Source organism: Microbacterium sp. NPDC057944, assembly GCF_042887445.1.
Lineage (GTDB): Bacteria > Actinomycetota > Actinomycetes > Actinomycetales > Microbacteriaceae > Microbacterium > Microbacterium natoriense.
In genome coordinates this window covers 1,790,106-1,815,672 of record NZ_JBHVPJ010000001.1, presented here as the reverse complement: position 1 = coordinate 1,815,672, position 25,567 = coordinate 1,790,106, and the positions used below count along the sequence as shown (strand labels likewise).

General features: G+C 68.4%; 30 protein-coding genes. 1 reads left to right on the top strand and 29 read right to left on the bottom strand.

The features are described 5' to 3' along the window. From rplF to ACFVRO_RS08095, 24 genes are all read right to left on the bottom strand, one after another. Positions 1-537, bottom strand: a complete 537-nt coding sequence (rplF, locus tag ACFVRO_RS08210) for a 50S ribosomal protein L6 (RefSeq protein WP_386951198.1) — start codon at positions 535-537, stop codon at positions 1-3. Positions 538-543: 6 nt separating this feature from the next. After that, a complete protein-coding gene (rpsH, locus tag ACFVRO_RS08205) occupies positions 544-942 on the bottom strand; it encodes a 30S ribosomal protein S8 (RefSeq protein ID WP_105673687.1) in 399 nt (132 codons plus the stop codon). Between the two features lie 141 nt (positions 943-1,083). Further along, on the bottom strand, positions 1,084-1,674 hold the full coding sequence (gene rplE, locus ACFVRO_RS08200) for a 50S ribosomal protein L5 (protein ID WP_105673689.1): 591 nt from the start codon (positions 1,672-1,674) through the stop codon (positions 1,084-1,086). Further along, positions 1,674-2,033, bottom strand: a complete 360-nt coding sequence (gene rplX, locus ACFVRO_RS08195) for a 50S ribosomal protein L24 (protein WP_386951195.1) — start codon at positions 2,031-2,033, stop codon at positions 1,674-1,676. Before rplX ends, rplE begins: the two co-directional genes overlap by 1 nt. Before the next feature lie 2 nt (positions 2,034-2,035). Next, positions 2,036-2,404, bottom strand: a complete 369-nt coding sequence (rplN, locus tag ACFVRO_RS08190; protein WP_017201583.1) for a 50S ribosomal protein L14 — start codon at positions 2,402-2,404, stop codon at positions 2,036-2,038. Beyond that, the gene (rpsQ, locus tag ACFVRO_RS08185) at positions 2,401-2,718 is read right to left on the bottom strand and encodes a 30S ribosomal protein S17 (RefSeq protein ID WP_105673692.1); all 318 of its coding nucleotides are present in this window, start codon (positions 2,716-2,718) and stop codon (positions 2,401-2,403) included. The genes rplN and rpsQ overlap by 4 nt, the downstream gene beginning before the upstream one ends. Next, complete coding sequence (rpmC, locus tag ACFVRO_RS08180; protein WP_017829202.1) at positions 2,718-3,035, bottom strand: 50S ribosomal protein L29; 318 nt, start codon at positions 3,033-3,035, stop codon at positions 2,718-2,720. Before rpmC ends, rpsQ begins: the two co-directional genes overlap by 1 nt. Beyond that, positions 3,035-3,454, bottom strand: a complete 420-nt coding sequence (gene rplP / locus ACFVRO_RS08175; RefSeq protein WP_105673694.1) for a 50S ribosomal protein L16 — start codon at positions 3,452-3,454, stop codon at positions 3,035-3,037. The genes rpmC and rplP overlap by 1 nt, the downstream gene beginning before the upstream one ends. Beyond that, complete coding sequence (gene rpsC / locus ACFVRO_RS08170; protein WP_105673696.1) at positions 3,454-4,209, bottom strand: 30S ribosomal protein S3; 756 nt, start codon at positions 4,207-4,209, stop codon at positions 3,454-3,456. Before rpsC ends, rplP begins: the two co-directional genes overlap by 1 nt. After that, positions 4,209-4,607, bottom strand: coding sequence for a 50S ribosomal protein L22 (rplV, locus tag ACFVRO_RS08165; RefSeq protein WP_386951191.1), 399 nt, complete (start codon positions 4,605-4,607; stop codon positions 4,209-4,211). The genes rpsC and rplV overlap by 1 nt, the downstream gene beginning before the upstream one ends. Then, positions 4,607-4,888, bottom strand: coding sequence for a 30S ribosomal protein S19 (rpsS, locus tag ACFVRO_RS08160; protein ID WP_017201589.1), 282 nt, complete (start codon positions 4,886-4,888; stop codon positions 4,607-4,609). Before rpsS ends, rplV begins: the two co-directional genes overlap by 1 nt. Before the next feature lie 12 nt (positions 4,889-4,900). After that, positions 4,901-5,740, bottom strand: coding sequence for a 50S ribosomal protein L2 (gene rplB, locus ACFVRO_RS08155; RefSeq protein WP_105673701.1), 840 nt, complete (start codon positions 5,738-5,740; stop codon positions 4,901-4,903). 20 nt (positions 5,741-5,760) lie between these two features. After that, a complete protein-coding gene (gene rplW / locus ACFVRO_RS08150; protein WP_017201591.1) occupies positions 5,761-6,084 on the bottom strand; it encodes a 50S ribosomal protein L23 in 324 nt (107 codons plus the stop codon). Beyond that, the gene (gene rplD / locus ACFVRO_RS08145; RefSeq protein WP_105673703.1) at positions 6,081-6,743 is read right to left on the bottom strand and encodes a 50S ribosomal protein L4; all 663 of its coding nucleotides are present in this window, start codon (positions 6,741-6,743) and stop codon (positions 6,081-6,083) included. Before rplD ends, rplW begins: the two co-directional genes overlap by 4 nt. Positions 6,744-6,745: 2 nt before the next feature. Beyond that, on the bottom strand, positions 6,746-7,405 hold the full coding sequence (gene rplC, locus ACFVRO_RS08140; protein WP_341941419.1) for a 50S ribosomal protein L3: 660 nt from the start codon (positions 7,403-7,405) through the stop codon (positions 6,746-6,748). A gap of 8 nt (positions 7,406-7,413) precedes the next feature. Then, positions 7,414-7,722 carry a 30S ribosomal protein S10 gene (gene rpsJ / locus ACFVRO_RS08135; protein ID WP_017201594.1) on the bottom strand — a complete coding sequence of 103 codons (309 nt, stop codon included), beginning with the start codon at positions 7,720-7,722 and terminating at the stop codon, positions 7,414-7,416. Between the two features lie 867 nt (positions 7,723-8,589). Next, entirely contained in the window at positions 8,590-8,802 is a 213-nt protein-coding gene (locus tag ACFVRO_RS08130) for a hypothetical protein (RefSeq protein ID WP_105673707.1), read from the bottom strand. Positions 8,803-8,981: 179 nt separating this feature from the next. Then, entirely contained in the window at positions 8,982-10,172 is a 1,191-nt protein-coding gene (gene tuf / locus ACFVRO_RS08125; protein ID WP_105673709.1) for an elongation factor Tu, read from the bottom strand. A gap of 148 nt (positions 10,173-10,320) precedes the next feature. Further along, a complete protein-coding gene (gene fusA, locus ACFVRO_RS08120; protein ID WP_105673711.1) occupies positions 10,321-12,438 on the bottom strand; it encodes an elongation factor G in 2,118 nt (705 codons plus the stop codon). Between the two features lie 84 nt (positions 12,439-12,522). Continuing rightward, complete coding sequence (gene rpsG / locus ACFVRO_RS08115) at positions 12,523-12,996, bottom strand: 30S ribosomal protein S7 (protein ID WP_045256225.1); 474 nt, start codon at positions 12,994-12,996, stop codon at positions 12,523-12,525. A gap of 5 nt (positions 12,997-13,001) precedes the next feature. Further along, positions 13,002-13,370 carry a 30S ribosomal protein S12 gene (rpsL, locus tag ACFVRO_RS08110; protein WP_013584051.1) on the bottom strand — a complete coding sequence of 123 codons (369 nt, stop codon included), beginning with the start codon at positions 13,368-13,370 and terminating at the stop codon, positions 13,002-13,004. Positions 13,371-13,579: 209 nt separating this feature from the next. After that, positions 13,580-17,281, bottom strand: coding sequence for an SCO7613 C-terminal domain-containing membrane protein (locus tag ACFVRO_RS08105; protein WP_386951188.1), 3,702 nt, complete (start codon positions 17,279-17,281; stop codon positions 13,580-13,582). Beyond that, a complete protein-coding gene (locus tag ACFVRO_RS08100; protein ID WP_105673714.1) occupies positions 17,278-17,499 on the bottom strand; it encodes a helix-turn-helix transcriptional regulator in 222 nt (73 codons plus the stop codon). Before ACFVRO_RS08100 ends, ACFVRO_RS08105 begins: the two co-directional genes overlap by 4 nt. Beyond that, positions 17,499-17,975: a DUF2975 domain-containing protein gene (locus tag ACFVRO_RS08095; protein WP_105673716.1), complete on the bottom strand. Its 477-nt coding sequence runs from the start codon at positions 17,973-17,975 to the stop codon at positions 17,499-17,501. The genes ACFVRO_RS08100 and ACFVRO_RS08095 overlap by 1 nt, the downstream gene beginning before the upstream one ends. A gap of 226 nt (positions 17,976-18,201) precedes the next feature. Here ACFVRO_RS08095 and ACFVRO_RS08090 point away from each other — a divergent pair, with 226 nt between their 5' ends. Then, positions 18,202-21,402 (top strand): ATP-binding protein, encoded by a 3,201-nt coding sequence (locus ACFVRO_RS08090; protein ID WP_386951185.1) that lies wholly within the window; start codon positions 18,202-18,204, stop codon positions 21,400-21,402. Positions 21,403-21,429: 27 nt separating this feature from the next. Here the strand turns inward: ACFVRO_RS08090 and ACFVRO_RS08085 are convergent, their stop codons facing one another. The 5 genes from ACFVRO_RS08085 to ACFVRO_RS08065 all read right to left on the bottom strand — a co-directional run bounded on the left by ACFVRO_RS08085 (position 21,430) and on the right by ACFVRO_RS08065 (position 25,562). Further along, a complete protein-coding gene (locus tag ACFVRO_RS08085) occupies positions 21,430-22,263 on the bottom strand; it encodes an ABC transporter permease (protein ID WP_386951183.1) in 834 nt (277 codons plus the stop codon). Then, positions 22,260-23,255 carry an ATP-binding cassette domain-containing protein gene (locus ACFVRO_RS08080; RefSeq protein WP_223585982.1) on the bottom strand — a complete coding sequence of 332 codons (996 nt, stop codon included), beginning with the start codon at positions 23,253-23,255 and terminating at the stop codon, positions 22,260-22,262. The genes ACFVRO_RS08085 and ACFVRO_RS08080 overlap by 4 nt, the downstream gene beginning before the upstream one ends. Before the next feature lie 127 nt (positions 23,256-23,382). Continuing rightward, positions 23,383-24,030, bottom strand: a complete 648-nt coding sequence (locus tag ACFVRO_RS08075; RefSeq protein WP_181155857.1) for a spermidine/putrescine ABC transporter substrate-binding protein — start codon at positions 24,028-24,030, stop codon at positions 23,383-23,385. 54 nt (positions 24,031-24,084) lie between these two features. Beyond that, on the bottom strand, positions 24,085-24,576 hold the full coding sequence (locus ACFVRO_RS08070) for a hypothetical protein (protein WP_386951181.1): 492 nt from the start codon (positions 24,574-24,576) through the stop codon (positions 24,085-24,087). 8 nt (positions 24,577-24,584) lie between these two features. Further along, the gene (locus ACFVRO_RS08065) at positions 24,585-25,562 is read right to left on the bottom strand and encodes an ABC transporter (RefSeq protein WP_105673725.1); all 978 of its coding nucleotides are present in this window, start codon (positions 25,560-25,562) and stop codon (positions 24,585-24,587) included. Between the last annotated feature and the right edge of the window lie 5 nt (positions 25,563-25,567).

The window sequence follows — 25,567 nt, the reverse complement described above, 5'->3', positions numbered from 1 at the left end:
TTACTTACCACTCTTTCCGGCCTTGCGACGCACGACCTCGCCCGCGTAGCGGACACCCTTGCCCTTGTACGGCTCAGGCTTGCGGATCTTGCGGATGTTCGCAGCTGCCTCGCCGACAGCCTGCTTGTCGATGCCGCTGACGGTGAGCTTGTTGGTGCCCTCGACCGTCAGGGTGATGCCGGCGGGCGGGTCGATGAGGACCGGGTGCGAGAAGCCGAGGGCGAACTCGACCGAGCTGCCCTTCTGAGCCACGCGGTAGCCGGTTCCGACGACCTCGAGACCCTTGGTGTAGCCCTGGGTCACGCCGATGATGTTGTTGTTGATGAGCGTGCGGGTCAGGCCGTGAAGCGACCGCGACGCGCGCTCGTCGTCGGGACGAGAGACGAGAACCTGGTTCTCCTCGACCGCGACCTCGATGGGGCTGGCCACCGTCAGGGTGAGCTCACCCTTGGGGCCCTTCACCGCGACCTCACGGCCGTCGACCGAAACGGTCACGCCCGCGGGAACGTCGATGGGAAGTCGTCCAATACGCGACATTTCGGATTACCACACGTAGGCGAGAACTTCTCCGCCCACGCCCTTCTGCTCAGCCTGACGGTCGGTGAGAAGACCGGAGGAGGTGGACAGGATGGCCACGCCGAGGCCGCCGAGGACCTTGGGAAGCTCGGTGGACTTCGCGTACACGCGGAGGCCGGGCTTCGACACGCGCTTGATGCCCGCGATCGAACGCTCACGGTTGGGGCCGTACTTCAGCTGGAGGGTGAGGTTCTTGCCGACGCGAGCGTCAGAGGTCTCCCAGCCGGCGATGTAGCCCTCCTGCTGGAGGATCTCGGCGATGTGCGTCTTGAGCTTGCTCGACGGCAGGGTCACGGAGTCGTGATGCGCCGAGTTCGCGTTGCGCAGACGGGTCAGCAGATCTGCGACCGGGTCTGTCATTGTCATTGTTGTTTTCCTTTGGTCATGAGGTTCCGGCTGCCGTTACACGACAGACGGCCTGCGATGAGCACGCAATCTTCAATTATACGGCATGGCGGGAGCCGGATGCTGCGGGTGAACGCAGCATCCGGCTCTCACATGCCGGGCTTACGCCTGGGCGTCGTCCGACCGGAACGGGAAGCCGAGGTGACGGAGCAGTGCCCGGCCCTCGTCATCCGTCTTCGCGGTGGTGACGACGGTGATGTCGAAACCGCGAACCCGGTCGATCTTGTCCTGGTCGATCTCGTGGAACACGCTCTGCTCCTGGAGACCGAAGGTGTAGTTGCCGTTGCCGTCGAACTGCTTGGCCGACAGACCGCGGAAGTCGCGGATGCGGGGCAGTGCGAGCGAGACCAGGCGGTCCACGAACTCCCACGCGCGGTCACCACGGAGGGTGACGTGCGCGCCGATGGCCTGACCCTCGCGCAGCTTGAACTGCGCGATGGACTTGCGGGCCTTCGTGACGATCGGCTTCTGGCCGGTGATCTTGGTGAGGTCGTCGACCGCACCATCGATCACCTTGCTGTCGCGAGCAGCCTCACCGACACCGGTGTTCACGACGACCTTGACCAGACCGGGGATCTGCATGACGTTCGAGTAGCCGAACTCGTCCTGCAGAGCCTTCTTGATCTCGGCGTTGTACTTCTGCTTCAGGCGCGGCTGGATCTTGCCAGCCGGCGCGGCAGTGGCGTTGCTCATCAGAGGTCCTTACCGCTCTTCTTCGCGTAACGCACGCGGACGGTGCGCTTGACGCCGTCCTTGGTCTGCTCCTCGACCCGGTGGCCGACCTTGGTCGGCTTCTTGGTCGAGGGGTCGACGACTGCGACGTTCGAGATGTGGATGGGGGACTCGACAGTCTCGAGGCCGCCCGTCTTGGTGCCACGCTGCGTCTGGCCGACGCGGGTGTGCTTGGTGACGTAGTTCACGCCTTCGACGATGACGCGGTTCTGGCCGGACAGGATCTCGAGGACCTTGCCCTGCTTGCCGCGGTCGCCGCCCTTCTCCTGCTTGCGACCGCTGATGACCTGAACCAGGTCGCCCTTCTTGATCTTCGCCATGATTAGATGACCTCCGGCGCCAGCGACACGATCTTCATGAACTTCTTGTCACGAAGCTCACGACCGACCGGACCGAAGATGCGGGTGCCGCGGGGCTCCCCGTCGTTCTTCAGGATGACGGCGGCGTTCTCGTCGAACTTGATGTAGGAGCCGTCCGGACGACGGACCTCCTTCTTGGTGCGGACGATGACCGCCTTGACGACGTCGCCCTTCTTGACGTTCCCACCGGGGATCGCGTCCTTGACGGTCGCGACGATGGTGTCGCCCAGGCCGGCGTAACGACGCTTGGAGCCACCGAGCACGCGGATGGTGAGCAGCTCCTTGGCGCCGGTGTTGTCGGCGACCTTGAGTCGGGATTCCTGCTGAATCACTTGGCCTTCTCCAGAATCTCCACCAGACGCCAGCGCTTCGTGGCGCTCAGCGGGCGGGTCTCGTTGATGAGGACCAGGTCGCCGATGCCGGCGGAGTTGGTCTCATCGTGCGCCTTGACCTTCGAGGTGCGGCGGATGACCTTGCCGTAAAGCGGGTGCTTCACGCGGTCCTCGACCTCGACCACGATGGTCTTGTCCATCTTGTCGCTGACGACGTAGCCACGACGCGACTTGCGATACCCGCGGGCATCCTCGTCGCGGACGTCGTGAGCGGCGTGCTCAGCCTCGACGGCGGCTTCCTTCTTGGTGGCCATCACTCAGCCTCTTCCTTCACGGCGTCGTCAGCGGAGTCCGCCTTCTTCGCCTTCGACTTGGTCGCCTTCTTGGCCGGAGCCTCGACGGGAGCGGGCGTCGCACGGATGCCCAGCTCACGCTCGCGGATCACGGTGTAGAGACGCGCGATGTCGCGCTTGACGGCGCGGATGCGGCCGTGGCTCTCCAGCTGGCCGGTGGCCGACTGGAAACGGAGGTTGAACAGCTCCTCCTTGGCCTTGCGCAGCTCCTCAACGAGGCGCTGGTCTTCGAACGTGTCGAGCTCTGCCGGAGCGAGCTCCTTGGTGCCGATCGCCATTACGCGTCGCCCTCCTCGCGCTTGATGATGCGTGCCTTGAGCGGCAGCTTGTGAATGGCACGGGTCAGTGCCTCGCGAGCGAGTTCCTCGCTCACGCCGGCGACCTCGAAGAGGACGCGACCCGGCTTGACGTTGGCAACCCACCACTCGGGGGAACCCTTACCGGAACCCATGCGGGTTTCGGCCGGCTTCTTCGTGAGCGGACGGTCGGGGTAGATGTTGATCCACACCTTTCCGCCACGCTTGATGTGACGCGTCATCGCGATACGAGCGGACTCGATCTGACGGTTGGTCACATACGCCGGGGTGAGCGCCTGGATGCCGAACTCACCGAACGACACCTTGGTGCCACCGGTGGCCTGGCCCGAGCGGCCCGGGTGGTGCTGCTTGCGGTACTTGACCTTACGAGGGATAAGCATCAGGCAGACGCTCCTTCTGCGACGGGTGCCTCGTTGCGCGGCGCGCGGCGGCGGTCGCCACCACGGTCGTCACGACGGGACTTCGGTGCGTTGGCCTGCTCGCGGGCAAGCTCCTTGGCGGTGAGGTCGCCCTTGTAGATCCAGACCTTCACGCCGATGCGGCCGAAGGTGGTCTTGGCCTCGTAGAAGCCGTAGTCGATGTTCGCACGAAGCGTGTGCAGCGGCACACGACCCTCGCGGTAGAACTCCGACCGGCTCATCTCGGCGCCGCCGAGACGGCCGGAGACCTGGATGCGGATGCCCTTGGCACCAGCGCGCTGCGCGCCCTGGAGACCCTTGCGCATCGCACGACGGAACGCCACGCGAGCAGAGAGCTGCTCGGCGATGCCCTGTGCGACGAGCTGAGCGTCGGCCTCGGGGTTCTTGACCTCGAGGATGTTCAGCTGGATCTGCTTGCCCGAGAGCTTCTCGAGGTCGCCGCGGATGCGCTCTGCCTCGGCTCCACGACGACCGATCACGATGCCCGGACGGGCGGTGTGGATGTCGACGCGGACGCGGTCACGGGTGCGCTCGATCTCGATGTTCGAGACACCGGCGCGGTCGAGCTGCGTCTTGAGCAGGTTGCGGATCTTGATGTCCTCGGCGACGTAGTCGGCGTAGCGCTGACCCGGCTTCGTCGAGTCGGAGAACCAGCGCGACACGTGGTCCGTGGTGATGCCGAGACGGAAGCCGTACGGGTTTACCTTCTGTCCCATTACTTGCTCGCCTTCTTGTTGCTGTCGCTCGAGGCGGCCGGAGCCGTCTGGGGCGTCGAGAGCACGACCGTGATGTGGCTCGTGCGCTTCTTGATCTGGAAAGCGCGACCCTGTGCACGGGGCTGGAAACGCTTGAGCGTCGTGCCCTCGTCGACGTAGGCGTTAGCCACGTACAGGTCCTGCTCGTCGAGGAACTCCCCGTCGCGATCCGCCTTCACCTGCGCGTTGGCCATGGCCGACGCGACAAGCTTGTAGATCGGCTCGCTGGCGCTCTGCTGCGCGAACTTCAGGATCGCGAGAGCCTCCTGGGCCTGCTTGCCCTTGATGAGCGCAACGACACGACGAGCCTTCTGCGGGGTCACGCGGATGTGTCGCACGCGTGCGATGGATTCGACCATTAGCGGCGCCGCCCCTTCTTGTCGTCCTTCTCGTGGCCGCGGAAGGTGCGGGTGGGCGCGAACTCGCCCAGCTTGTGACCGACCATGGTCTCGGACACGAACACAGGGATGTGCTTGCGACCGTCGTGGACCGCGATCGTGTGACCCAGCATGGCCGGGATGATCATGGACCGGCGAGACCAGGTCTTGATGACGTTCTTCGTGCCGGCTTCGTTCTGCACGACCACCTTGCGAAGCAGGTGCTCGTCGACGAAGGGGCCCTTCTTAAGACTGCGAGGCATCTTCTCTTACTCCTACTTGCGCTTCTTGCCGGCGTTGCGACGGCGCACGATGTACTTGTCGCTTTCCTTGTTGGCGTGACGGGTGCGACCCTCAGCCTGACCCCAGGGGGAGACCGGGTGACGACCACCGGAGGTCTTGCCCTCACCACCACCGTGGGGGTGGTCGACCGGGTTCATCGCGACACCACGCACGGTCGGGCGGACGCCCTTCCAGCGCATGCGACCGGCCTTGCCCCAGTTGATGTTCGACTGCTCGGCGTTGCCCACCTCGCCGATGGTCGCGCGGCAGCGCGCATCGACGTTGCGGATCTCGCCCGAGGGCAGACGCAGCTGGGCGTAGGGGCCGTCCTTGGCGACGAGACGGACGGACACGCCGGCCGAACGTGCCAGCTTCGCGCCGCCGCCGGGGCGGAGCTCGATGGCGTGGATGACCGTACCCGTGGGGATGTTCTTCAGCGGGAGGTTGTTGCCCGGCTTGATGTCGGCCGATGCACCCGACTCGACGATGTCGCCCTGCTTCAGCTTGTTCGGCGCGATGATGTAGCGCTTCTCGCCGTCGAAGTAGTGCAGCAGCGCGATGCGTGCGGTGCGGTTGGGGTCGTACTCGATGTGAGCGACCTTGGCGTTCACGCCGTCCTTGTCATTGCGACGGAAGTCGATGACACGGTACTGGCGCTTGTGGCCACCACCGATGTGACGGGTCGTGATGCGGCCCTGGTTGTTGCGACCACCGGTCTTCGAGAGCGGGCGCAGCAGCGACTTCTCCGGCGTCGATCGAGTGATCTCGGCGAAGTCAGCCACCGACGAGCCGCGGCGGCCCGGGGTCGTGGGCTTGTACTTGCGAATAGCCATGATTGTCCTTATCCCCCGGATCAGCCGATTGCCGTGAAGATGTCGATGGTGCCCGACTTCAGGGTCACGATGGCGCGCTTGGTGTCCTTGCGCTTGCCGGTGCCGAAGCGGGTGCGGCGAGCCTTGCCGACGCGGTTGAGAGTGTTGACGCTCGCGACCTTGACGCCGAAGATCTTCTCGATGGCGAGCTTGATCTCGGTCTTCGAGGCACGGGGGTCGACGAGGAAGGTGTACTTGCCCTCATCGATGAGCCCGTAGCTCTTCTCGGACACGACCGGCTTCAGGATGATGTCGCGCGGGTCCTTGTTCAGGGCCGTCTGGAGAACAGATGCCTGCTCGCTCATGCGGAGACCTCCTGGTTGGCGCCGGTCTTCGAGGCGATGAAGCCCTCGAGAGCGGCCTGGGTGAAGACGATGTCGTCGGAGACGAGCACGTCGTAGGCGTTGAGCTGGTCGAACGTCAGCACGTGCAGGTTCGACAGGTTGCGAATGCTCTTCAGCGTCACGTCGTCGTTGCGCTCGATCACCACGAGCACGTTCTTCGACGAGACGACGTTGGTGAGGAAGCTCACCGCGGTCTTGGTCGAAGGCGTGCCGTCGATACCGAAGGACTCGATGGCGTGGATGCGGTCGCCGCGGAAGCGGTCGCTCAGCGCGCCCAGGAGGGCGGCGGCGATCATCTTCTTGGGCGTGCGCTGCGAGTAGTCGCGCGGCTTCGGGCCGTGCACGATGCCACCGCCGGTCATGTGCGGCGCGCGGATCGAGCCCTGACGGGCGTTACCCGTGCCCTTCTGCTTGAAGGGCTTGCGGCCTGCACCGGAGACCTCACCGCGACGCTTGGTCGAGTGGGTGCCCTGACGTGCGGCAGCGAGCTGCGCGACGACGACCTGGTGGATCAGCGGGATGTTCGTCTTGACGTCGAACAGCGCGGCGGGAAGCTCGATCGAGCCTGCCTTCTTGCCGTCTGCCTTGAGGACGTCGAGCGCGAGAGTCGAGTCAGCCATGATCAGGCACCCTTCACTGCGTTGCGGACGTAGACGATGCGACCGCGAGCACCGGGGACGGCGCCCTTGACGAGCAGCAGACCCTTCTCGATGTCGACGGCGTGCACCGTGAGGTTGAGGACGGTCACGCGCTCGCCACCCATACGGCCGGCCATGCGCATGCCCTTGAAGACGCGGCTCGGGGTCGACGATGCGCCGATGGAGCCGGGCTTGCGGTGGTTGCGGTGCGAACCGTGCGATGCCGAGACGCCCTTGAAGTTGTGACGCTTCATGACACCGGCGAAGCCCTTGCCCTTGCTCGTGCCGACGACGTCGACGAGCTGGCCGGCCTCGAAGGTGGCGTCGACCGTGAGCTCCTGGCCCAGGGTGTAGTCGCCGGCATCCGCGGTGCGGATCTCGGTGACGTGACGACGCGGCGTGACGCCTGCAGCCTCGAAGTGGGCGGAGAGCGGCTTGTTCACCTTGCGCGGGTCGATCTGACCGTACGCGATCTGCACGGCGTTGTAGCCGTCCTTCTCGGGGGTACGGATCTGGGTGACCACGTTCGGCGCGAGCTCGATGACGGTGACGGGAATGAGCTTGCCATTCTCGTTCCACACCTGGGTCATGCCGAGCTTCGTGCCCAGCATGCCCTTGGAAATCTTTGCGTTGATGTCAGCCATGTCGAACCTCAGAGCTTGATCTCGATGTTGACATCGGCCGGCAGGTCAAGGCGCATCAGCGAGTCGACGGCCTTGGGCGTCGGGTCGACGATGTCGATCAGACGCTTGTGGGTGCGCATCTCGAAGTGCTCGCGGCTGTCCTTGTACTTGTGGGGCGACCGGATGACGCACACGACGTTCTTCTCGGTCGGAAGGGGCACGGGTCCGACGACGGTCGCGCCCGCACGGGTCACGGTGTCGACGATCTTGCGTGCGGACGTGTCGATGACCTCGTGGTCATACGACTTCAGGCGAATGCGGATCTTCTGTCCCGCCATTGTCTGCTCTCTCTCTTTAGGCGTCGTACCGTCCGGGACCGGATGATCCTGGGGCATTGGACGCACGATGGCGCTGGTTGCGCCTCGGCACGAGAACGGCTCTTGCGAGTCGATCTGCTGCACCACTGTTCTGCTGTCATCCCGCACGCCTCGCGACGTGCGGATGCCGACCTCCACCACGCATGATGAAGCCTCGATGAGGAGTGTCGGGGGTGTTCTGCCATACGCGGCCTAGGTCCCTGCGCCCCATCCCATTCGGGACGACGCCGCCTATGCACACTCGTGATGGTGATCCAGCGCACGCGAAGCACGCCGAAATGTCGAACCTGACTATTCTGCCATGCCGGATTTCACTTCTGCAAACCCGGGCGTGTCGCGCTTCCGTCGCAGCCGCCGCAGCGGCGTACTCCAGACCTCTGCAGCCCGCGACGCGGGCGGATCAGGAGAGCGGGGCGAGGCATCCCCATGCCTCGCCCCGCTTGGGGAGGGCGTCCAGTGCGAGGGGGCACACCGAACGCGAGGAGCCCGGCGTGAAGGGACGCCGTGCTCCCCGACCGAGGGCGCGGCAGATGACCTGCCGCGCAGGCAGGGAGACGCTGTGGCGCACAGAGTGCGCGCGTCGCACGATGATCCCCAAGATCGTTCCCCAGTTCGAACGCGGCGAGCCGCGTGGATGCGGGAGGTCGAACCCCTTCGACGTCCCAGACCGCAAGTTCCCCAGACGGTCAGATGTCATTGTACGGGATGACTCCGCAGGAACGCGATACCGGAGACCGGAATACTGGGTTCCTCCCCGATCTCGTCCGGACACGGAGAAGCGGCGGCCCTCCCCTCAGGAAGGACCGCCGCTCCGAGTCTGCGCGAGGGTTACTCGTTGCCGACGGCCTTGTCGGCGCCGTCGCGGATCTCGTCGATCTTGTCGGCCGCGCCGGGGGCGATCTTCTTGGCGAAGTCGGCGACACCGTCGAGGACCTTGTCGCTGATGTCCTCGGCCTGCTCGCTCTTGACCGCCTCTTCGATCTTGTCCTTGTTCTGCTCGAAGAGTTCCTTGCCCTTGTTGACGGCGTCCTCGATACCCATGGTGAATCCCCTTCTGAGGTGTGCTCTGCGCCGACCGATCAGGCCGACCCACTCATTCTGCATGTCGACGCCGGTATACGGAACCCCGTGCATCGATTGAGACACCGAGTGTCATCGAATCGGGAAACACAAAGGGGCCGAGCCCGAAGGCTCGACCCCTGTGCGAAGGAAGCGGATGCTTACTTGATGATCTTCGTGACCGTACCGGCGCCGACGGTGCGTCCACCCTCACGGATGGCGAAGCCGAGGCCGTCCTCCATGGCGATCGGCTGGATCAGCTCGACCGTCATGTCGGTGGTGTCGCCGGGCATGACCATCTCGGTGCCCTCGGGCAGCGAGATGACGCCGGTGACGTCGGTGGTGCGGAAGTAGAACTGCGGGCGGTAGTTCGTGTAGAACGGGTTGTGACGGCCGCCCTCTTCCTTCGAGAGGATGTAGGCGGTGCCCTCGAAGTTGGTGTGCGGCGTGACCGAACCCGGCTTCACGATGACCTGTCCGCGCTCGACGTCCTCACGCTTGGTGCCACGGAGCAGGAGACCGCAGTTCTCGCCGGCCCATGCCTCGTCAAGCTGCTTGTGGAACATCTCGATACCCGTGACCGTGGTCTTGACGGTCGGACGGAGTCCGACGATCTCGACCTCGGAGTTGATGGCCAGCGTGCCACGCTCGGCGCGGCCGGTGACGACGGTTCCACGACCGGTGATCGTGAAGACGTCCTCGACGGGCATCAGGAAGGGCTTGTCGCGGTCGCGCTCCGGCTCCGGAACGCTGTCGTCGACGGCCTGCATCAGGTCGAGGATGGCCTGGGTCCACTTCTCGTCACCCTCGAGGGCCTTCAGAGCGGAGACGCGCACGACCGGCGCGTCCTCGTCGAAGCCCTGAGCGGCGAGCAGCTCGCGAACCTCGAGCTCGACGAGCTCCAGAATCTCCTCGTCGTCGACCGCGTCGGACTTGTTCAGCGCGACGAGCAGGTAGGGAACGCCGACCTGCTTGGCGAGCAGCACGTGCTCACGCGTCTGAGCCATCGGGCCGTCGGTGGCGGCGACCACGAGGATCGCGCCGTCCATCTGAGCCGCACCGGTGATCATGTTCTTGACGTAGTCGGCGTGGCCGGGAGCGTCGACGTGCGCGTAGTGGCGCTTCGGGGTCTCGTACTCGATGTGCGAGATGTTGATGGTGATACCACGCTGGCGCTCTTCCGGCGCCGAGTCGATGGAAGCGAAGTCGCGCTGCACGTTGGTGTCAGACGGGAACTTGTCAGCAAGCACCTTCGAGATCGCTGCGGAGAGCGTGGTCTTGCCGTGGTCAACGTGACCGATGGTTCCGATGTTGACGTGCGGCTTGGTCCGCTCGAACTTGGCCTTAGCCACTGGGTCCTCCTCAGGACGTCGTTGTAGAGGTGACCGGGCACTGGTTTGCGACCGGTTCTCTACGGGTTTTGTTTCTCAGTTTAGTAGAGAGGGAATGTGAAGTTGTAGGTGACCTGGGAGCCGGGTCGGAACCCGGCTCCCAGAAGTGTTACTCGCCGCCCTGGTGCTTCTGGACGATCTCGTCGGCCACTGCACGGGGAACCTCAGCGTAGCTGTTGAACTCCATGGAGTAGACGGCGCGACCCGAGGTCTTCGAGCGCAGGTCGCCGATGTAGCCGAACATCTCGGACAGCGGGACGTGCGCGCGGACGACCTTGACGCCTGCGGCATCCTCCATCGACTGGATCTGGCCACGACGCGAGTTCAGGTCGCCGATGACGTCGCCCATGTACTCCTCCGGAGTACGGACCTCGACGGCCATCAGCGGCTCGAGCAGCACCGGGCTCGCCCGGCGGAGAGCCTCCTTGAGACCCATCGAGCCTGCGATCTTGAACGCCATCTCCGAGGAGTCGACATCGTGAGCCGCACCATCGACGATCGTCGCCTTGACGCCGACGATCGGGTAGCCGGCGAGGACGCCGACGTTCATCGCATCCTGGAAACCGGCGTCGATCGAGCCGATGTACTCACGCGGGATGCGTCCACCGGTGACGGCGTTGACGAACTCGTAGGTCTTGTCGTTGTCGAGCTCGAGCGGCTCGATGTTGAACTGGATCTTCGCGAACTGACCCGAACCACCGGTCTGCTTCTTGTGCGTGTAGTCGTGCTTCTCGACGGCCTTGCGGATCGTCTCGCGGTACGCGACCTGCGGCTTGCCGACGTTCGCCTCGACGTTGAACTCGCGCTTCATGCGGTCGACGAGGATGTCGAGGTGCAGCTCGCCCATGCCCTTGATGGTCGTCTGACCGGTCTCGGGGTTGAGCTCCGTGCGGAAGGTCGGGTCCTCCTCAGCGAGCTTCTGGATGGCGACACCCAGCTTCTCCTGGTCGGCCTTGGTCTTCGGCTCGATGGCGACCTCGATGACCGGCTCCGGGAACGTCATCGACTCGAGGACGACCGGGGCTGCGGGGTCGGTGAGGGTGTCACCCGTGGTGGTGTCCTTCAGGCCGATGACCGCGTAGATGTTGCCGGCGGTGACCGAGGGGACCGGGATCTCCTTGTTGGCGTGCATCTGGAAGATCTTCCCGATGCGCTCCTTCTTGCCCTTGGTCGAGTTGATGACCTGAGCGCCGGAGTCGAGCTGGCCGGAGTACACGCGCACGTAGGTCAGGCGACCGAAGAACGGGTGCACGGCGACCTTGAACGCGAGAGCTGCGAACGGGTCGTTGGCGTCGGGGTGACGCTCGATGATCGTGTCGTAGTCCTTGGGGTCGTGCGCCTCGATCGAGCCCACGTCGAGCGGGTTCGGGAGGTAGTCGACGACAGCGTCCAGCATCGGCTGGACACCGCGGTTCTTGAACGCCGAACCGCAGAGGACCGGGTAGATCTCGGACGCGACGGTGAGCTTGCGGATGGCGCCCTTGATCTCGGCGACCGTGAGCTCCTCGCCACCGAAGAACTTCTCGAGCAGCGCGTCGTCGGTCTCGGCGACGGTCTCGAGGAGCTGCTGACGGTACTCGTCCGCCTTCTCCTTGAGGTCGGCCGGGATCTCCTGGATCTCGTAGGAGGCGCCCATGGTGACGTCACCCTTGGAGTCGCCGGCCCAGACCAGCGCACGCATCTCGACGAGGTCGATGACGCCGATGAAGTCGTTCTCCGCGCCGATCGGCAGCTGGATGACGAGCGGCTTGGCGCCGAGGCGGTTGATGATGGTGTCGACGGTGAAGTAGAAGTCCGCGCCGAGCTTGTCCATCTTGTTGACGAAGCAGATGCGGGGGACGTTGTACTTGTCGGCCTGACGCCACACGGTCTCGGACTGGGGCTCGACGCCCTCCTTGCCGTCGAACACGGCGACCGCGCCGTCGAGGACGCGGAGCGAGCGCTCCACCTCGACCGTGAAGTCCACGTGACCGGGGGTGTCGATGATGTTGATCTGGTTCTTGTTCCAGTAGCAGGTCACGGCGGCAGACGTGATCGTGATGCCGCGCTCCTTCTCCTGCTCCATCCAGTCGGTGGTCGAGGCACCGTCGTGCGTCTCGCCGAGCTTGTGGTTGACGCCCGTGTAGAACAGGATGCGCTCGGTCGTGGTGGTCTTGCCAGCATCGATGTGAGCCATGATGCCGATGTTCCGAACCTTGCTCAGGTCGGTGAGCACGTCTTGTGCCACAGGAGTGTCCTTATCTTTTTGGCAGTCGAACTGCGAAGAGGGGGGTGCCCGCCCCCGGCGGGCGGCCGGGGGCGGGCGAAGCTGTTACCAGCGGTAGTGAGCGAACGCGCGGTTCGACTCGGCCATCTTGTGGGTGTCCTCGCGGCGCTTGACCGCGGCACCGAGGCCGTTCGACGCGTCCAGGATCTCGTTCTGCAGACGCTCGGTCATCGTCTTCTCACGACGGCCCTTGGCGTAGCTGACGAGCCAGCGCAGCGCGAGGGTGTTCGCGCGGTGCGGCTTGACCTCGACCGGCACCTGGTAGGTCGAGCCACCGACGCGGCGGCTCTTGACCTCGAGGGTGGGGCGGACGTTGTCGAGCGCCTTCTTCAGCGTGGCGACGGCATCCTGGCCGCCGTTCTTCGCCTCGACGCCCTTGAGGGCGTTGTAGACGATCGACTCGGCGAGGGACTTCTTGCCGTCGACGAGGATCTTGTTGACCAGCTGGCTGACGATCGGAGCGCCGTATACCGGGTCGTTGACGACGGGACGCTTAGGTGCGGGACCCTTACGAGGCATCTAACTCAACCCTTCTTCGCGCCGTAGCGGCTGCGAGCCTGCTTACGGTTCTTGACAGCCTGGGTGTCCAGGGCGCCGCGGACGATCTTGTAACGCACACCGGGGAGGTCCTTGACACGACCGCCGCGGACCAGGACCAGGGAGTGCTCCTGGAGGTTGTGGCCCTCACCGGGGATGTACGCGGTGACCTCGGTGCCGTTGCGGAGCTTCACACGGGCGACCTTGCGCATCGCCGAGTTCGGCTTCTTCGGGGTGGTGGTGTACACACGGGTGCAGACACCGGCCTGCTGGGGGTTCGACTTCAGTGCGGGCGCCTTGGTCTTCGAGACCTTGGGCGAGCGACCCTTGCGAACCAACTGCTGAATGGTTGGCACGTTCTCTCCTCATAATGCTGCACGGTGACAGCGTGATGGGTTTCACATCATGACCCACCGACACGCCGGAACCGACGTGCTTGTGTGGTGGTGGGTATGCCGTGGGGGCGGACCGGCTATGGAGCCGACGCCCAGCGCGCACGTCAAGACGTGCACACACCTGACCAAGTGTAATGCCGCGTAACGTGGCGGTCAAATGGGAGGTGCGCTCACCGCAGGTCTCTGATACGCGCGGCCACCGAACCGCCCTCCCCCGTCCTGCGCTCGGCCGTGACCGCGATGATGAGCAGCACCGCCCCCATGACCGCCAGCGTGATCCACCACGGCATGGACTCGATGCCGCGCCCGATCTGCACCGAGAACACGAACACGTTCTCGATCGGCAGCACGATCAGTCCGATGAGGAAGGGCGCGGCGAGCCGCCCGCGGGATCCGACGAGGATCGCGGCGAGAGCCAGCACCATCACCAGGATCGCCCGCCAGGTGAGCGGATCGGTGAAGGTCGAGACGATGGACGCGATCATCATCACGACGATCCCCGGGGCGAAGAGCGCCCAGGATCCGCTCCACCGCCCTGGCCAGCTGTTCAGCGTCGGGCGGCTCCTCGAGGAGGACTCCCCCTCACCGTCGCTCGGCGGCGTCGAGGAGCCGCCGAGCACGCCGGCGAGGAGCAGGAAGGCACCGAGCGGGAGCGAGAACCACTCCACGCGCAGGTCGCGCGGGCTCCACGCGACCACGGCCGTGACGAACGCGATCGCGAAGAGGAACCAGACCGGCGGGAGAAGCGTCCCCCCGCGTCGTGCACGGGATGCGGCGACCACCACGGCGAGCAGCCAGACGAGCATCAGCGACCACATCGCCCAGATCGAGAACCAGTCGCGCTCGATCGCGAACCACGTCCCCGCGGCGAGCGCGAGCGCAGACGGGGCCCCGAGCCAGCAGCTCGATCGAACAGGGGACTCCGCGGGGACCGCCCGTCGGATGCCGCGGGCGGCGAGCAGAAGCACGGCGGCGCCGAGCGCGCTCACGCCGAGGCACGAGAGGAGGAGAGCAGCGCCGTGCAGCGTCGGGACGTCCTGACCGAGCCCGATCCGGATGGCCTGGATCGTGCCGACCGTGGATGCCAGGCCCGCGGTGAGGAGCGTCGGGATGCGCAGTCTCCGCAGCCGCCGCATCCGCACCCCGGCGCCCTCGCGGCCGAGCAGAGCCGCGAGCCCGAGCAGCGCCCAGGCGGCGAGCAGCAGACCACCGACCCGCCAGGGCAGGGAGACCTGGCCCGCGGCATCCGGCTCGACCACGGCGACGATGGCGAGCAGCGGGCCGATCGCGAGCGCGAGACCCGCGGCGTACAGACCCGTCGCCGGACGCCCCCGTAGGGTCAGCACCGTCGCGACGGCCGCGGCGCCGAGGGTAGGTGGCAGCAGATACGCCTCGAGCAGGTCGACCCCGGTCATCCCCCACACACACCACAGCGCCCCGGTGAAGGACGCGGCCGCGACCCACCACAGCAGGCGACGGCCGGCGAAGATCGCTCCGGCTGTCGCGCCGATACCGAGGATCAGCAGCACGAGGAACGTCGTCCCGAGCCCCGCGGCGTCGCGCCAGAGCGCGAGCCCGACCGCGATCACCCCGGTGAGCAGGGCGGACGCCTCGATCGCGATGCGCGCGGCATCCGCCGTTCCGATCGGGTGTCCCCTGGTCACGAGCGCGGCTCTCACGATCGGCGTCGACGGCAGCACCAGGGCGACGAGTACGGCGATGATCGGCAGCGTCACCGGGGATCCGCTCGACGTCAGCAGCTGCGCGCCGAGGCACACCACGACGACGGCGAGCGCGGGCACGAGCATCGCCGCGGCCGCGGTGCGCACGGCGAGGGTGAGCCCTGGACGCCGTGTGAGGAGCAGAGACATCGCGAGGGCGAACATCAGACCGGTGGACAGCGCCGTCCACCCGCTGCGCTCGACGACCACCTGCAGGATGCCGATGCCGAAGGGCACGGTCGCGACGACCAGCACGGCCTGCCAGGAGCGCGCTCCGACCCGCGGGAGGTAGGTGCAGACGATCGCGGCGCCGAGGCCGGCGGATGCCGTCAGGCACAGCTGCGCGATCCCGGAGACGCCCCCCTGCCCGAGCGCGATGGCGACGAGGACCAGGGCGTACGCGAAACCGGCGCCCACGTAGAGGAAGCGGAACCGCTGCGGACGCGCGGAGGCGAGCGCGGCCAGGGCGACCAGGGTCCCCGCCCCTGCGAGCGGGACCGCCGCGGTCTCGCGCCACGCGACCATCACCGCGGCGACGAGCGCCAGGTGGGCCGCGACCAGCAGGATGAGCCTGGCCCCCGGAGCGGGCACGACGGTCGGGAGCATCCGGAGCGCGGCGACGACGAGCACCACGGCCGCGGCGAGCACCGCGACGGAGGCCGGAAGCGGCACCAGCTTCGCGCAGCCCAGCACGAGCACCGCGACGGCAGCGGCGACGAGCGACAGCCGCGCGGCGGGCACCGAGAGCCCGCGAAGCCCGTCTCTGTCGCGTGCGAGCCCGCCGAAGACGGCCAGCCCTGCGCACACCGCGGCGAGTCCGACGACGACCCCCGACGCCGTGTCTCCCAGCGCGTAGCCGGAGTCGCCGCCCCGCGCGAACTCGCCCACCGTGGCGACACCCGACATGGCGGAGAAGCCGAGCAGCACGGCGGAGGGCACGGCGAGGACCGTGAGGGCTCCGGCCGCCACGAGACCACGGGGCACCGCACGGGGCAGCGGGACGAGCGCCCCGATCAGCACGAGCGCGACGGATGCCGCAGCGGGGACGATCGCGAACAGCCACGGCGTGCTCTGCAGCGCCTCCCCGGTGAGCGCGAAGACGGCGACGACCACGGCCGCCGCTCCCGTGCCTCCGGCGCCGTACGCCCAGAGACCGGCGAGCATCCGCCGTGCGGCGATGACGGCGTGCACCGCTACGAGCAGCAGCACCCCGCTGATCGTGAGGAAGAACGCGGTGTCGCTCCCGGCATCCACCCGCCACATGAGGACGAGGGCGCTCAGGGAGGCGATGAGCTGCACCGCGGTGAGAGTGATCTGCTCGACCAGAGGCGGCCGCACCCACTCGATCAGCGCTGCTCCGGCCGCGGCGACTCCGATCGCACCGAGCACCGCCGACAGCGGAGTGCCCCCGGCGACGCCCAGCATCGCCGGGGTGAGCGCGAGCGCGGTGACCGCGGTCCACTCCCAGATCCGGATGCCGCGGCGACGCCCCGCGAGGAGCATCACCGCACCGGCGGCGGCGGTCACGGCGGCCGCCGTGAACCACGGATCCACCGCGGGGGCGGCGAGCTGCGCGAAGGCGTGGATGTCGAGGCCCGCGAACACCAGGCCGAGGCCGCCGACCGCCTCCGCCGAGAAGCGCAGCGAGCGACGGGAGAGCATCCACGCTCCCCCGAGGAAGAGCAGGGTCACCAGACCGACGATCACCCCGCGCAGCGCACGGTCGGCGAGGTCGGGGTTGAAGTAGGTGAAGACGATCGCCGCGACGGCGAACAGACCGGCCCCCGCCGTCGCCAGCACCGACTGCAGCGTCGCGCTGCTCTGCGGATCGGGAGCGGATGCCGGGGAGGGCTCCGTGGCCGCGACCGGGGTCGGAGCATCCTCCGCTGGGCGCGGCATCGCGCCGACCGGCGCGAGCGAGAGGACCGGGACCTGACGGAGGAGCTCGTCTCGGGCGCGCATCGCCGCGGCCGCGGACTGCGACGCCTTCCACACGTCTCCCGAGATGGGCCCGCGCAGATCGGCGCCACAGCGCGCGCAGGTTCCGCCGGACAGCGTCCACTGGCAGATGGGACAGCTGGAGTCGTCGAGCAGGTGTCTGGCGACGGACTCGCCCCAGGTCGACAGCGGCATGGTGCCCGTCGTGGTCATCGCTGCTCCTCCTCATCGGGGATCCAGCGCAGGATCTCTCCCGGCTGGCAGTCGAGGACGCGGCAGATCGCGTCGAGGGTGGTGAAACGCACGGCCTTGGCCCTGCCGTTCTTGAGCACGGCGACGTTGGCGGGGGTGATGCCGATCGCGTCGGCGAACTCCTGCACGCTCATCTTCTTGCGGGCGAGCTGCACGTCGAGGTCGATGACGATGGGCATCAGACGACCTCGGACAGGTCCTGCTCGAGCTCCAGCGCCTTGCGGAGGAGCCCGCGCAGCACGACGACGAGCAGGGCGAGCGCCGCGCTCACCACGATGCCGAGCACGGCGAGGAGCACGAGCGAGAGCGACACGGCGCGGCTCGCGACGATCACGATGAACGAGGCGAGGATCAGGGCTCCGGCCGAGACGAGGGCGGCGAGGATCACGTCGACGTACCGGAAGGCCTCTACGCGGAAGATGCGCTCGGCCTGCACGAGGGAGAGCAGGAACCAGATGCACACCAGCGTCACCTCGACGAGTCCGAGGAACAGCACGGCGCCGATGATGCCCGGCACCTCCAGCTGGGCCACGTCGGGGTTGCGGATCGCGGTGATGCGTGCAACCTCCGGGATCACCAGGATCTGACTGGCGAGCAGAAGCCCGAGCAGGAGGACGATCAACGCCTTGAGGATGCGAGTGACGTGAGGCTGCATGACGACCCTATCGATCAGCAATGGATATCTATCGAAAAACGATAGCTATCGCCGACCCGGCGCTCCACTCGCACCGCGCTTCTCCCAGGGGATGCGCAGGATCCGGCTCCGGGGATCCCCTCCGCGATGCGGGGCGGCGTCGCCTCCGGGACCGGCGAGCGCACCCAGGGCGCGCCTCCCTGTCGACGGACCGCGCGGAGCGGCGCGCGCGGCCTATGCTGGCGAGGTGACGCAGCACGCTCCCCGGGTCGCCGTGCTCGGCCCCGTGACGGTCGCGGCAGCGGACGGATCCCCGGTCGAGATCCCCGGCGCGACCTCCCGCGCCCTCCTCGCATCCCTGGCGCTGAGCGCCGGGGCCTCCCGCAGCATCGAGGCGCTCTCCGCCGACGTCTGGGGCGACGAGCAGCCGGCGAATCCGCGCGGCGCGCTGCAGACGCTCGTCTCCCGCCTGCGCGCATCGGGCGGAGCCGACGTGATCCGCAGCGACGCGATCGGCTATGCGCTCGGCGATCAGGGCTCCTGCGACCTCACGATCGCGCGGTCGGCGGATGCCGAGGCGCTCCGCCTGCCCGACGGCGATCCCGCTCGCCTCGCCCTGCTCGACGACGCCCTCGCCCTGTGGCGGGGAGACGCCGGCGCCGACCTCGGGCTCTCCCCCGTGGCCGCCGACCTCGCCGAGGCGTCCGATGCGCTGCACCGGCGACTGCGGTCCGCGCGCTCGCGCTCGCTCATCGCCCTCGGCCGCGCCGCGGAGGCCGTTCCGCAGCTCACCGAGATCGCGACCGCGCAGCCCTACGACGAGGACGTGCACGCGCAGCTGATGACGGCCCTCGCCGACTCCGGTCGACCGCAGGAGGCGCTCGCGGTGTTCGCCGCGCTGCGCACGCGCCTGCGCGACGACCTCGGCACCTCTCCCGGTGAGACCACGACCGCCCTCAACGCGCGGATCCTCCGTGGCGAGACCGGTGGCTCCCCCGCGCCGATCCGCATCGGTCTGCGGGCTGCGCCCAACGAGCTCATCGGCCGCGAAGGCGACGTGGCGGGGATCGGCGACCTGCTGGTGCGCTCGCGCCTCGTGACGATCCTCGGGGCGGGAGGCCTGGGCAAGACCCGGCTCGCCCAGGCGGTCGCGGCCGCCTCCGACGCCCCGGTCGTCGCGGTGATCGCCCTCGCCAGCATCCGCGCCGACGCCGACCTCGAACCGGCGATCGGCGCGGCCCTCGGCATCAGCGAGGCGTCGACCGGCGGCCGTCTCTCCGAAGCGCGCGCCCAGCCCGATCTGCGGACCCGCATCGTCGCGCTGCTCACCGAGCGCCCGACGCTGCTGGTGCTCGACAACTGCGAGCAGATCATCGATGCGACGGCGCGCTGGGCGACGGAGCTGCTCGCGTCCGCGCCGACCCTGCGCATCCTCACGACCAGCCGCACTCCCGTGGCGATCGCGGCCGAGGCGGTCTACCCGCTGACCTCCCTCAGCGCCGATGACGGTGAGGGACCGGCGGTGCGGCTCTTCCTGCAGCGGGCGCGCGCCGTGCGGCCCGACGCCCGGCTGAACACGGATGCCGTCGCGCGACTGTGCGTGCGCCTCGACGGCCTCCCCCTGGCGATCGAGCTGGCGGCCGCCCGTGTGCGCACCATGACCGCCGAGCAGATCGAAGCCAGGCTGGAGAACCGCTTCGCCCTGCTCACCGGCGGCGATCGCGCGGCCCCCGAGCGCCACCGCACGCTGCAGGCGGTCATCGAGTGGAGCTGGGATCTGCTCGACGACGACTCGCGCACCGCGCTGACGAGGTTGTCCCTCCTCCCTGCGGGATTCTCCGCGGCGACGGCATCCGCCGTGCTCGACGAGCCCGTCGTCGACGACCTCCTCGACCGTCTGGTCGCTCAGTCGCTGCTCGTCGTCGCGGAGGCGGGCAACGGCGCGGACCTGCGGTTCCGGATGCTGGAGACCGTGCGCGAGTTCGGGCTCGCCAGGCTCGCATCCTCCGGTGCGGAGGACACCGCCTGGGATGCCGTGCTCTCCTGGGCGAGCGCCTACTCGCGGATGCCGGGCGCCAGCCTGCTGGGTGCCCACTCCCCCGCGACGGCCGAGGCGCTGCGCGAACTGAGCGCGGAGAACGACAACCTCGTCGCCGCGCTGCGTCACGCACTCGACGGGAACCGCTCCGCCGAGGCCGTGCGGATCTTCGCGACGCTCGCGACGTCGTGGGTCGTGCGCGGCTCCTTCACCGAGTTCACCGGATTCGCCGCGGCGATGATCGCGGCGATCGACCGCCTCGACGACCATGCGGTGCCGCACGACGTGCTCGTCAGCGTGCTCCTGCCCTGCGCGCTGATGTCGCTGCTCGGCGAGGACCCCCGCGGCCTGCGCGCGTTCAGCAGGCTGCGCCGACTGCACCGCTCCCCCACCGTCGTCCTGAGCCCCGGGTGGGCCGCGCTCACCTCGGTGGCCGTGCAGATCGCCCGGCCGGAGAGGATGATGCAGGCGCTGGAGGAGCTGCGCCGATCGAGCGAGCCCTCCGCACGGCTCATCGGCGAGTTCATGACGTCGCAGACGGCCGAGAACATGGGCGACGCCGAGGGCGCCGCCCGCTCGGCGCAGCGCGCATGGGAGCTGGCCGAGCAGACCGGCGATCGCTGGATCGCCACGCTCGCCGCGAGCTCGTCCGCCCAGATCGCCGGGCAGTCGGGCCGGCCCGCCGACGCGCTCGCCTGGCTCGACAGGGCGAAGCGCGCCGCGGAGGACTTCGACGCGGCCGAGGAGCGGGTCCAGCAGGACTGGACGCGCGGCATCGCTCTGCTCGGCCTCGGGCGCATCGACGAGGCCGAAGGCTTCTTCGACGACCTCTCGCGCACCGGCGAGCTCACGCAGCAGGGCCTCGAGTACGCCGCGCTCGGCTGGTTCGGGCTCGCGGAGGTGGCACGCGCCCGCGGTGAGCGCGACCGCGCCGTCGCCGACTACCAGCGCTCCCTCGACGCCTTCGCCCACGGCTCCCAGCGCGCGAACCCCTGGTACCTGCTGCTCGTCGCGAGCCTGATCGCGGCATCCGCCTCCGACGGGCTGCTGCCGCCCGCCGACGTCGCGCGCTGGGCGGCCCGGCTTCGCACGCGGATGCGGGCGCTGCACCGCATGAACCCGGTCTACGTCGACCGCCCCGTGCTGGGCACCGTGCTCGCGGGGTGGGCGGCCTGGGCGCTCACGAGCGCACCGGAGCGGGATCGAGGGCTGGCCGCGCTGGCCCTGGCCGAGCGGCTCGGCGCCCGACAGGACCTGCCGAGTCTGAGCCTCGCGACCCTGTTCGCCCGCGCCGCAGAGGTCACGGGCGCGGAGGCGGTCGCGGCGGCACGCGCCGAGGCCTCCGCCCTCGCATCGGACGAGCTCGCCGAGCGCGCCCTGCGGATGCTGGAGAAGCCCCGCACGGACTGAGTCCGCACGGGGCCGTCCGGATCCGGGTCAGGCCTTGCGCATGTACGCGCGCACCGTGAGCGGAGCGAAGATCGCGACGATCACCGCGGCGCCGAGGATCGAGATCCAGGCGTCGGCGCCGAAGACGCCGTTGTTGATGATCTCCCGCACCGCGGTCACCAGGTGCGACACGGGGTTGATGTTCACGAACCCCTGCAGCCAGTCGGGCATGGTGTCCACCGGGACGAAGGCGTTGGACAGGAACGTCAGCGGGAACAGCACGAGCATCGAGATGCCCTGCACGCTCGATGCGGTGCGCGCGATCACTCCGAAGAAGGCGAAGATCCAGCTGATCGCCCACGAGCAGCCGATCACGAGGAGGCCGGCCACGATCACCGCGCCGATGCCGCCCTCCGGACGCAGGCCCATGATGTAGCCCATCGTGAAGGTCAGCGTCGTCGCGATCGCGTAGCGGAGGGTGTCGGCGAGCAGAGCACCCGACAGCGGCGCGATGCGGGCGATCGGCAGGGACCGGAACCGGTCGAACACGCCCTTGTCCATGTCCTCGCGCAGCTGCGTGCCCGTCACCACGGACGTGGTGATCACGGTCTGCACGAGGATGCCGGGGATGATCACCGGCAGGTAGGACGCGACGTCGCCCGAGATCGCCCCGCCGAAGATGTAGGTGAACATCAGCGTGAAGATGATCGGCTGGAGCGTCACGTCGAAGAGCTGCTCCGGCGTGCGGCGGATCTTCACGAGACCGCGGTAGGCCATCGTGAGGGTGTTCTGCACGGTCTGACCGAGACTCGTGCGGTTCTTCAGGCGGCGCTCGGATGCCGGCACGATCATGCGGGCGGGCGCGACGGCGGTGGCGCTCATGCGTGCACCTCTTCCTTCTGCGTGTCTGCGTCTTCGTCTGCGGTCGCCGGGCGACCGGTGATGGTGAGGAACACCTCGTCGAGCGTCGGCTTCTGCACGCTCAGCTCCGTGACGCCGATGCCGCTCTCGCGAAGGGTGATGAGCAGGTCGGCGACGCGGTTCGCATCGGCCATCGGAGCCGTGAGGCGAGCGGCCTCGGGCGACAGCGTGCCGCGGACCCCGAGGATCCTCTCGATCGCGGTCAGCGCGTCCGCCGTGTCGGCGGGGTCGGTGAGCCGCAGCTGCAGGCTCGACGTGCCCACGGACGCCTTGAGCTCGTCGGCGGTGCCCTCGGCCACCACCTTGCCGTGGTCGATGACGGCGATGCGGTCGGCGAGCTGGTCGGCCTCGTCGAGGTACTGGGTCGTGAGCAGGACGGTCGATCCGGTCGCGACGAGCTCGCGGATCGTGTCCCACATCTGACCGCGGGTGCGGGGGTCGAGACCGGTCGTCGGCTCGTCGAGGAAGATCAGCGGGGGCTGGGCGATGAGGGATGCCGCGAGGTCGAGGCGCCGGCGCATGCCGCCGGAGAAGTCCTTGAGCGGACGACGGGCGGCCTCGGCGAGTCCGAAGCGCTCCAGCAGCTCCTCCTGCTTGGTCTTCGCCTCGCTGCGGCCGAGGCCGAGCAGACGGGCGAAGATCATGAGGTTCTCGGTGGCGGAGAGTGTCTCGTCGACGGACGCGAACTGCCCCGTGACGCCGATGAGCTGGCGGACGATCTGCGGGTCGCGCACGACGTCGTAGCCGAAGATCCGACCCGATCCGCCGTCCGGACGCATGAGGGTCGCGAGCATGTTGATGGTGGTGGTCTTGCCGGCGCCGTTCGGGCCGAGGACTCCGTAGACGGTGCCGGTCTTCACGCGGAGGTCGACGCCGTCGACCGCGCGGTTCTGCCCGAACACCTTCACGAGTCCATCGGCCTCGACGGCCCAGTCTGCGCTGCGTTCTGTCATGGGAGACAGCATCCGCTCGCCCGCTTTCAGGGCGCTGTCGCGTCGCTGTCGTCCGCTGTCGCGCACTGTCGACGCTCGTCCCGGTGCGGCGTCGGCGATGCCGACGCGCTCCGCCGACCGGCCGCGGTCAGACGGTGTCGGGGCCGAAGGGCGAGTCCAGCGACTGCGTGAGCTCGGCGAGCATCGCCTCGATCTGCGGCTCGACGTGTTGAGAGATCGCGGCCTGGATGTGCAGGCGGTGGCGCAGGAGCATGCCGCAGATCTCCCGCCCGACCATGTTCGCGTACTCGTCGGCCAGCGACACCTCCTGCCGGAGGGCGGCCTTGGCCTCGTCGCTCAGCGGCGGCAGCGGAGGGAGCTCCTCGGCGGCGTCATCGGCCATGCCGGCGATCGTGAACAGGAACGGCGCACCGGGCACGGGCTCCGGGTCGAGCGGCAGCCCGTCGAACTCCGGATCGAGGTCCTCCGACGGCCGGTAGCTGCGGGCCCTGTTGCGTGCGGACTGCTGGTCGAGCTCGCGCTGCAGCATCGGGAGGTTGCGTGCCGTGTACTCGGCCACCGCCGCATCGACGATCGCCTTGATGCGGGTGGAGAGGCCGTGCTGCACGCCGTGCGGGGCGTTCGCCGCGATCCCGGCGGCGGAGAGCACCGGCGATCCGAGGCACCGGCGACAGGGCGCGACGCGTCCGCGGTGGGTGGCCGGCTCCCAGCGCGGCACCCAGCGCAACCAGGCCTCGACGGCCTGGTCCACCTGCGTCTCCAGCGAGCGCTCCACACCACAAGCGTACGGCGCGCCGGGCGTGTCGGACCAGATTCGCGGGCCGTGGCGTCACTCGGCGTCGTCGCCCTCCCACGGCCAGTGCGGATGCTGCGCCCTCGTGCGCCGCAGGGCGATGCCACCCCATGCGGCCACGGCCGCGGCGGCGAGGAGCACGAGGCTCGGGCCGCCGCGCACCAGATCGCCGACGACCGCCGTCGCGACGATCAGATCGCTCGTCGAGAGGAGCACGGCGACCCACACCGCGAGCAGGTGGATGAGAGCGGTGCTCAGAGCGACCACGGGCACGGAGAGGAAGGACGGATGCCGCGCCCGCAGCGCGAGGCCGAGGGTCGCGGCGAACGCGATCACGCCGAACAGCATCCCCACCGCTCCGGGTGCCTGGCCGAGGCCCCGGATGGAGATGATGTCGGCATCCGTCGTGATGCTCAGCGCCCCGAGCCCGAACACGGCGAGCGCGAAGAAGCTGATCACGGCCATGACCAGGGCCAGAACGGCCGAGACCCCCGCAGACGGAGGCCTGCGGGGGTCTGACGATGACATCTCGTGTCCTAGCGGGAGAGCGTCGGCCCCGCCTCGAGCGTGCGCTCGTACTCGCGCTGCGCCTCGGCGTTGAGCTCGGTCTTGCGGGCGCCGCTGCGGGCGACCCAGGCGCCGAACCAGATGGTCAGCTCGCGTGCGAACACGAAGGCGGCGATCGCCAGCGGGGTCAGGAGCTGGCCGTTGACGAACTCCGCGCCCTCCGAGGCCGTGAGGCGCCAGAACGGCTCCTCGACGAGCTGGCCGAGGATGTGCCCGCCGTACGCGATCGCGCCGACGATGATGCCGAAGATCACCCAGCGGCCCCAGCGACCGCGGTTGATGATCGCTCCCAGCAGCCAGAAGCCGAGGAAGAAGACCACCACGGGGATCCAGAAGCCGAAGGTCGTCAGCGGGGCGAGGGCGGCCTCGCCGATGTTCTTCCCCGTGACGTCTCCGGAGAGCGCGCCGAGCCCCAGAGTGGCCCCGAGGTAGAGAATCGCGAAGGCGAGGGTAGCGAGCAGGCCGATCGCGCCGGCCGTGCCGCGGTTGCCCCGCTCACGGGGCGGCTCCGGGGCCTGCACGAAGATGGGCTGCTGCGCGAAGGCGGCGACGACCGGCGCCTCGGCGAGCACGGGCTCTGACGGAACGATGCGCGTCTCGGTGTCGTCCGCAGACGCGTAGGCGGAATCGGCGATCGTCGACTCCTCGTGCGCGACGGGCGCGGTGTACACCGCGGTCTCGTCCGCGTCGGCGGCGTAGACGTCGTTCAGCGCAGGAGTGGAGAACGTTCCGGGGTGGTCGCGCTCTGCCTCTTCGAAGGCGGCGAGATCGGGGTCGGCGACGGGGGCGGCGTCGGCCGCGGCATCCGTCGTCTCCGCGGCGTCGGACGCCGCTCCGGGGACATCCGCACCCGCTGCTGCGGCGGCGTCGAGACCGGCGTTCGCGCTGTCGACGACGTCATCGACGTCGTTCGGCTGCTCGGGCCGGGGAACCTCGGGGTCACTCATGGGGG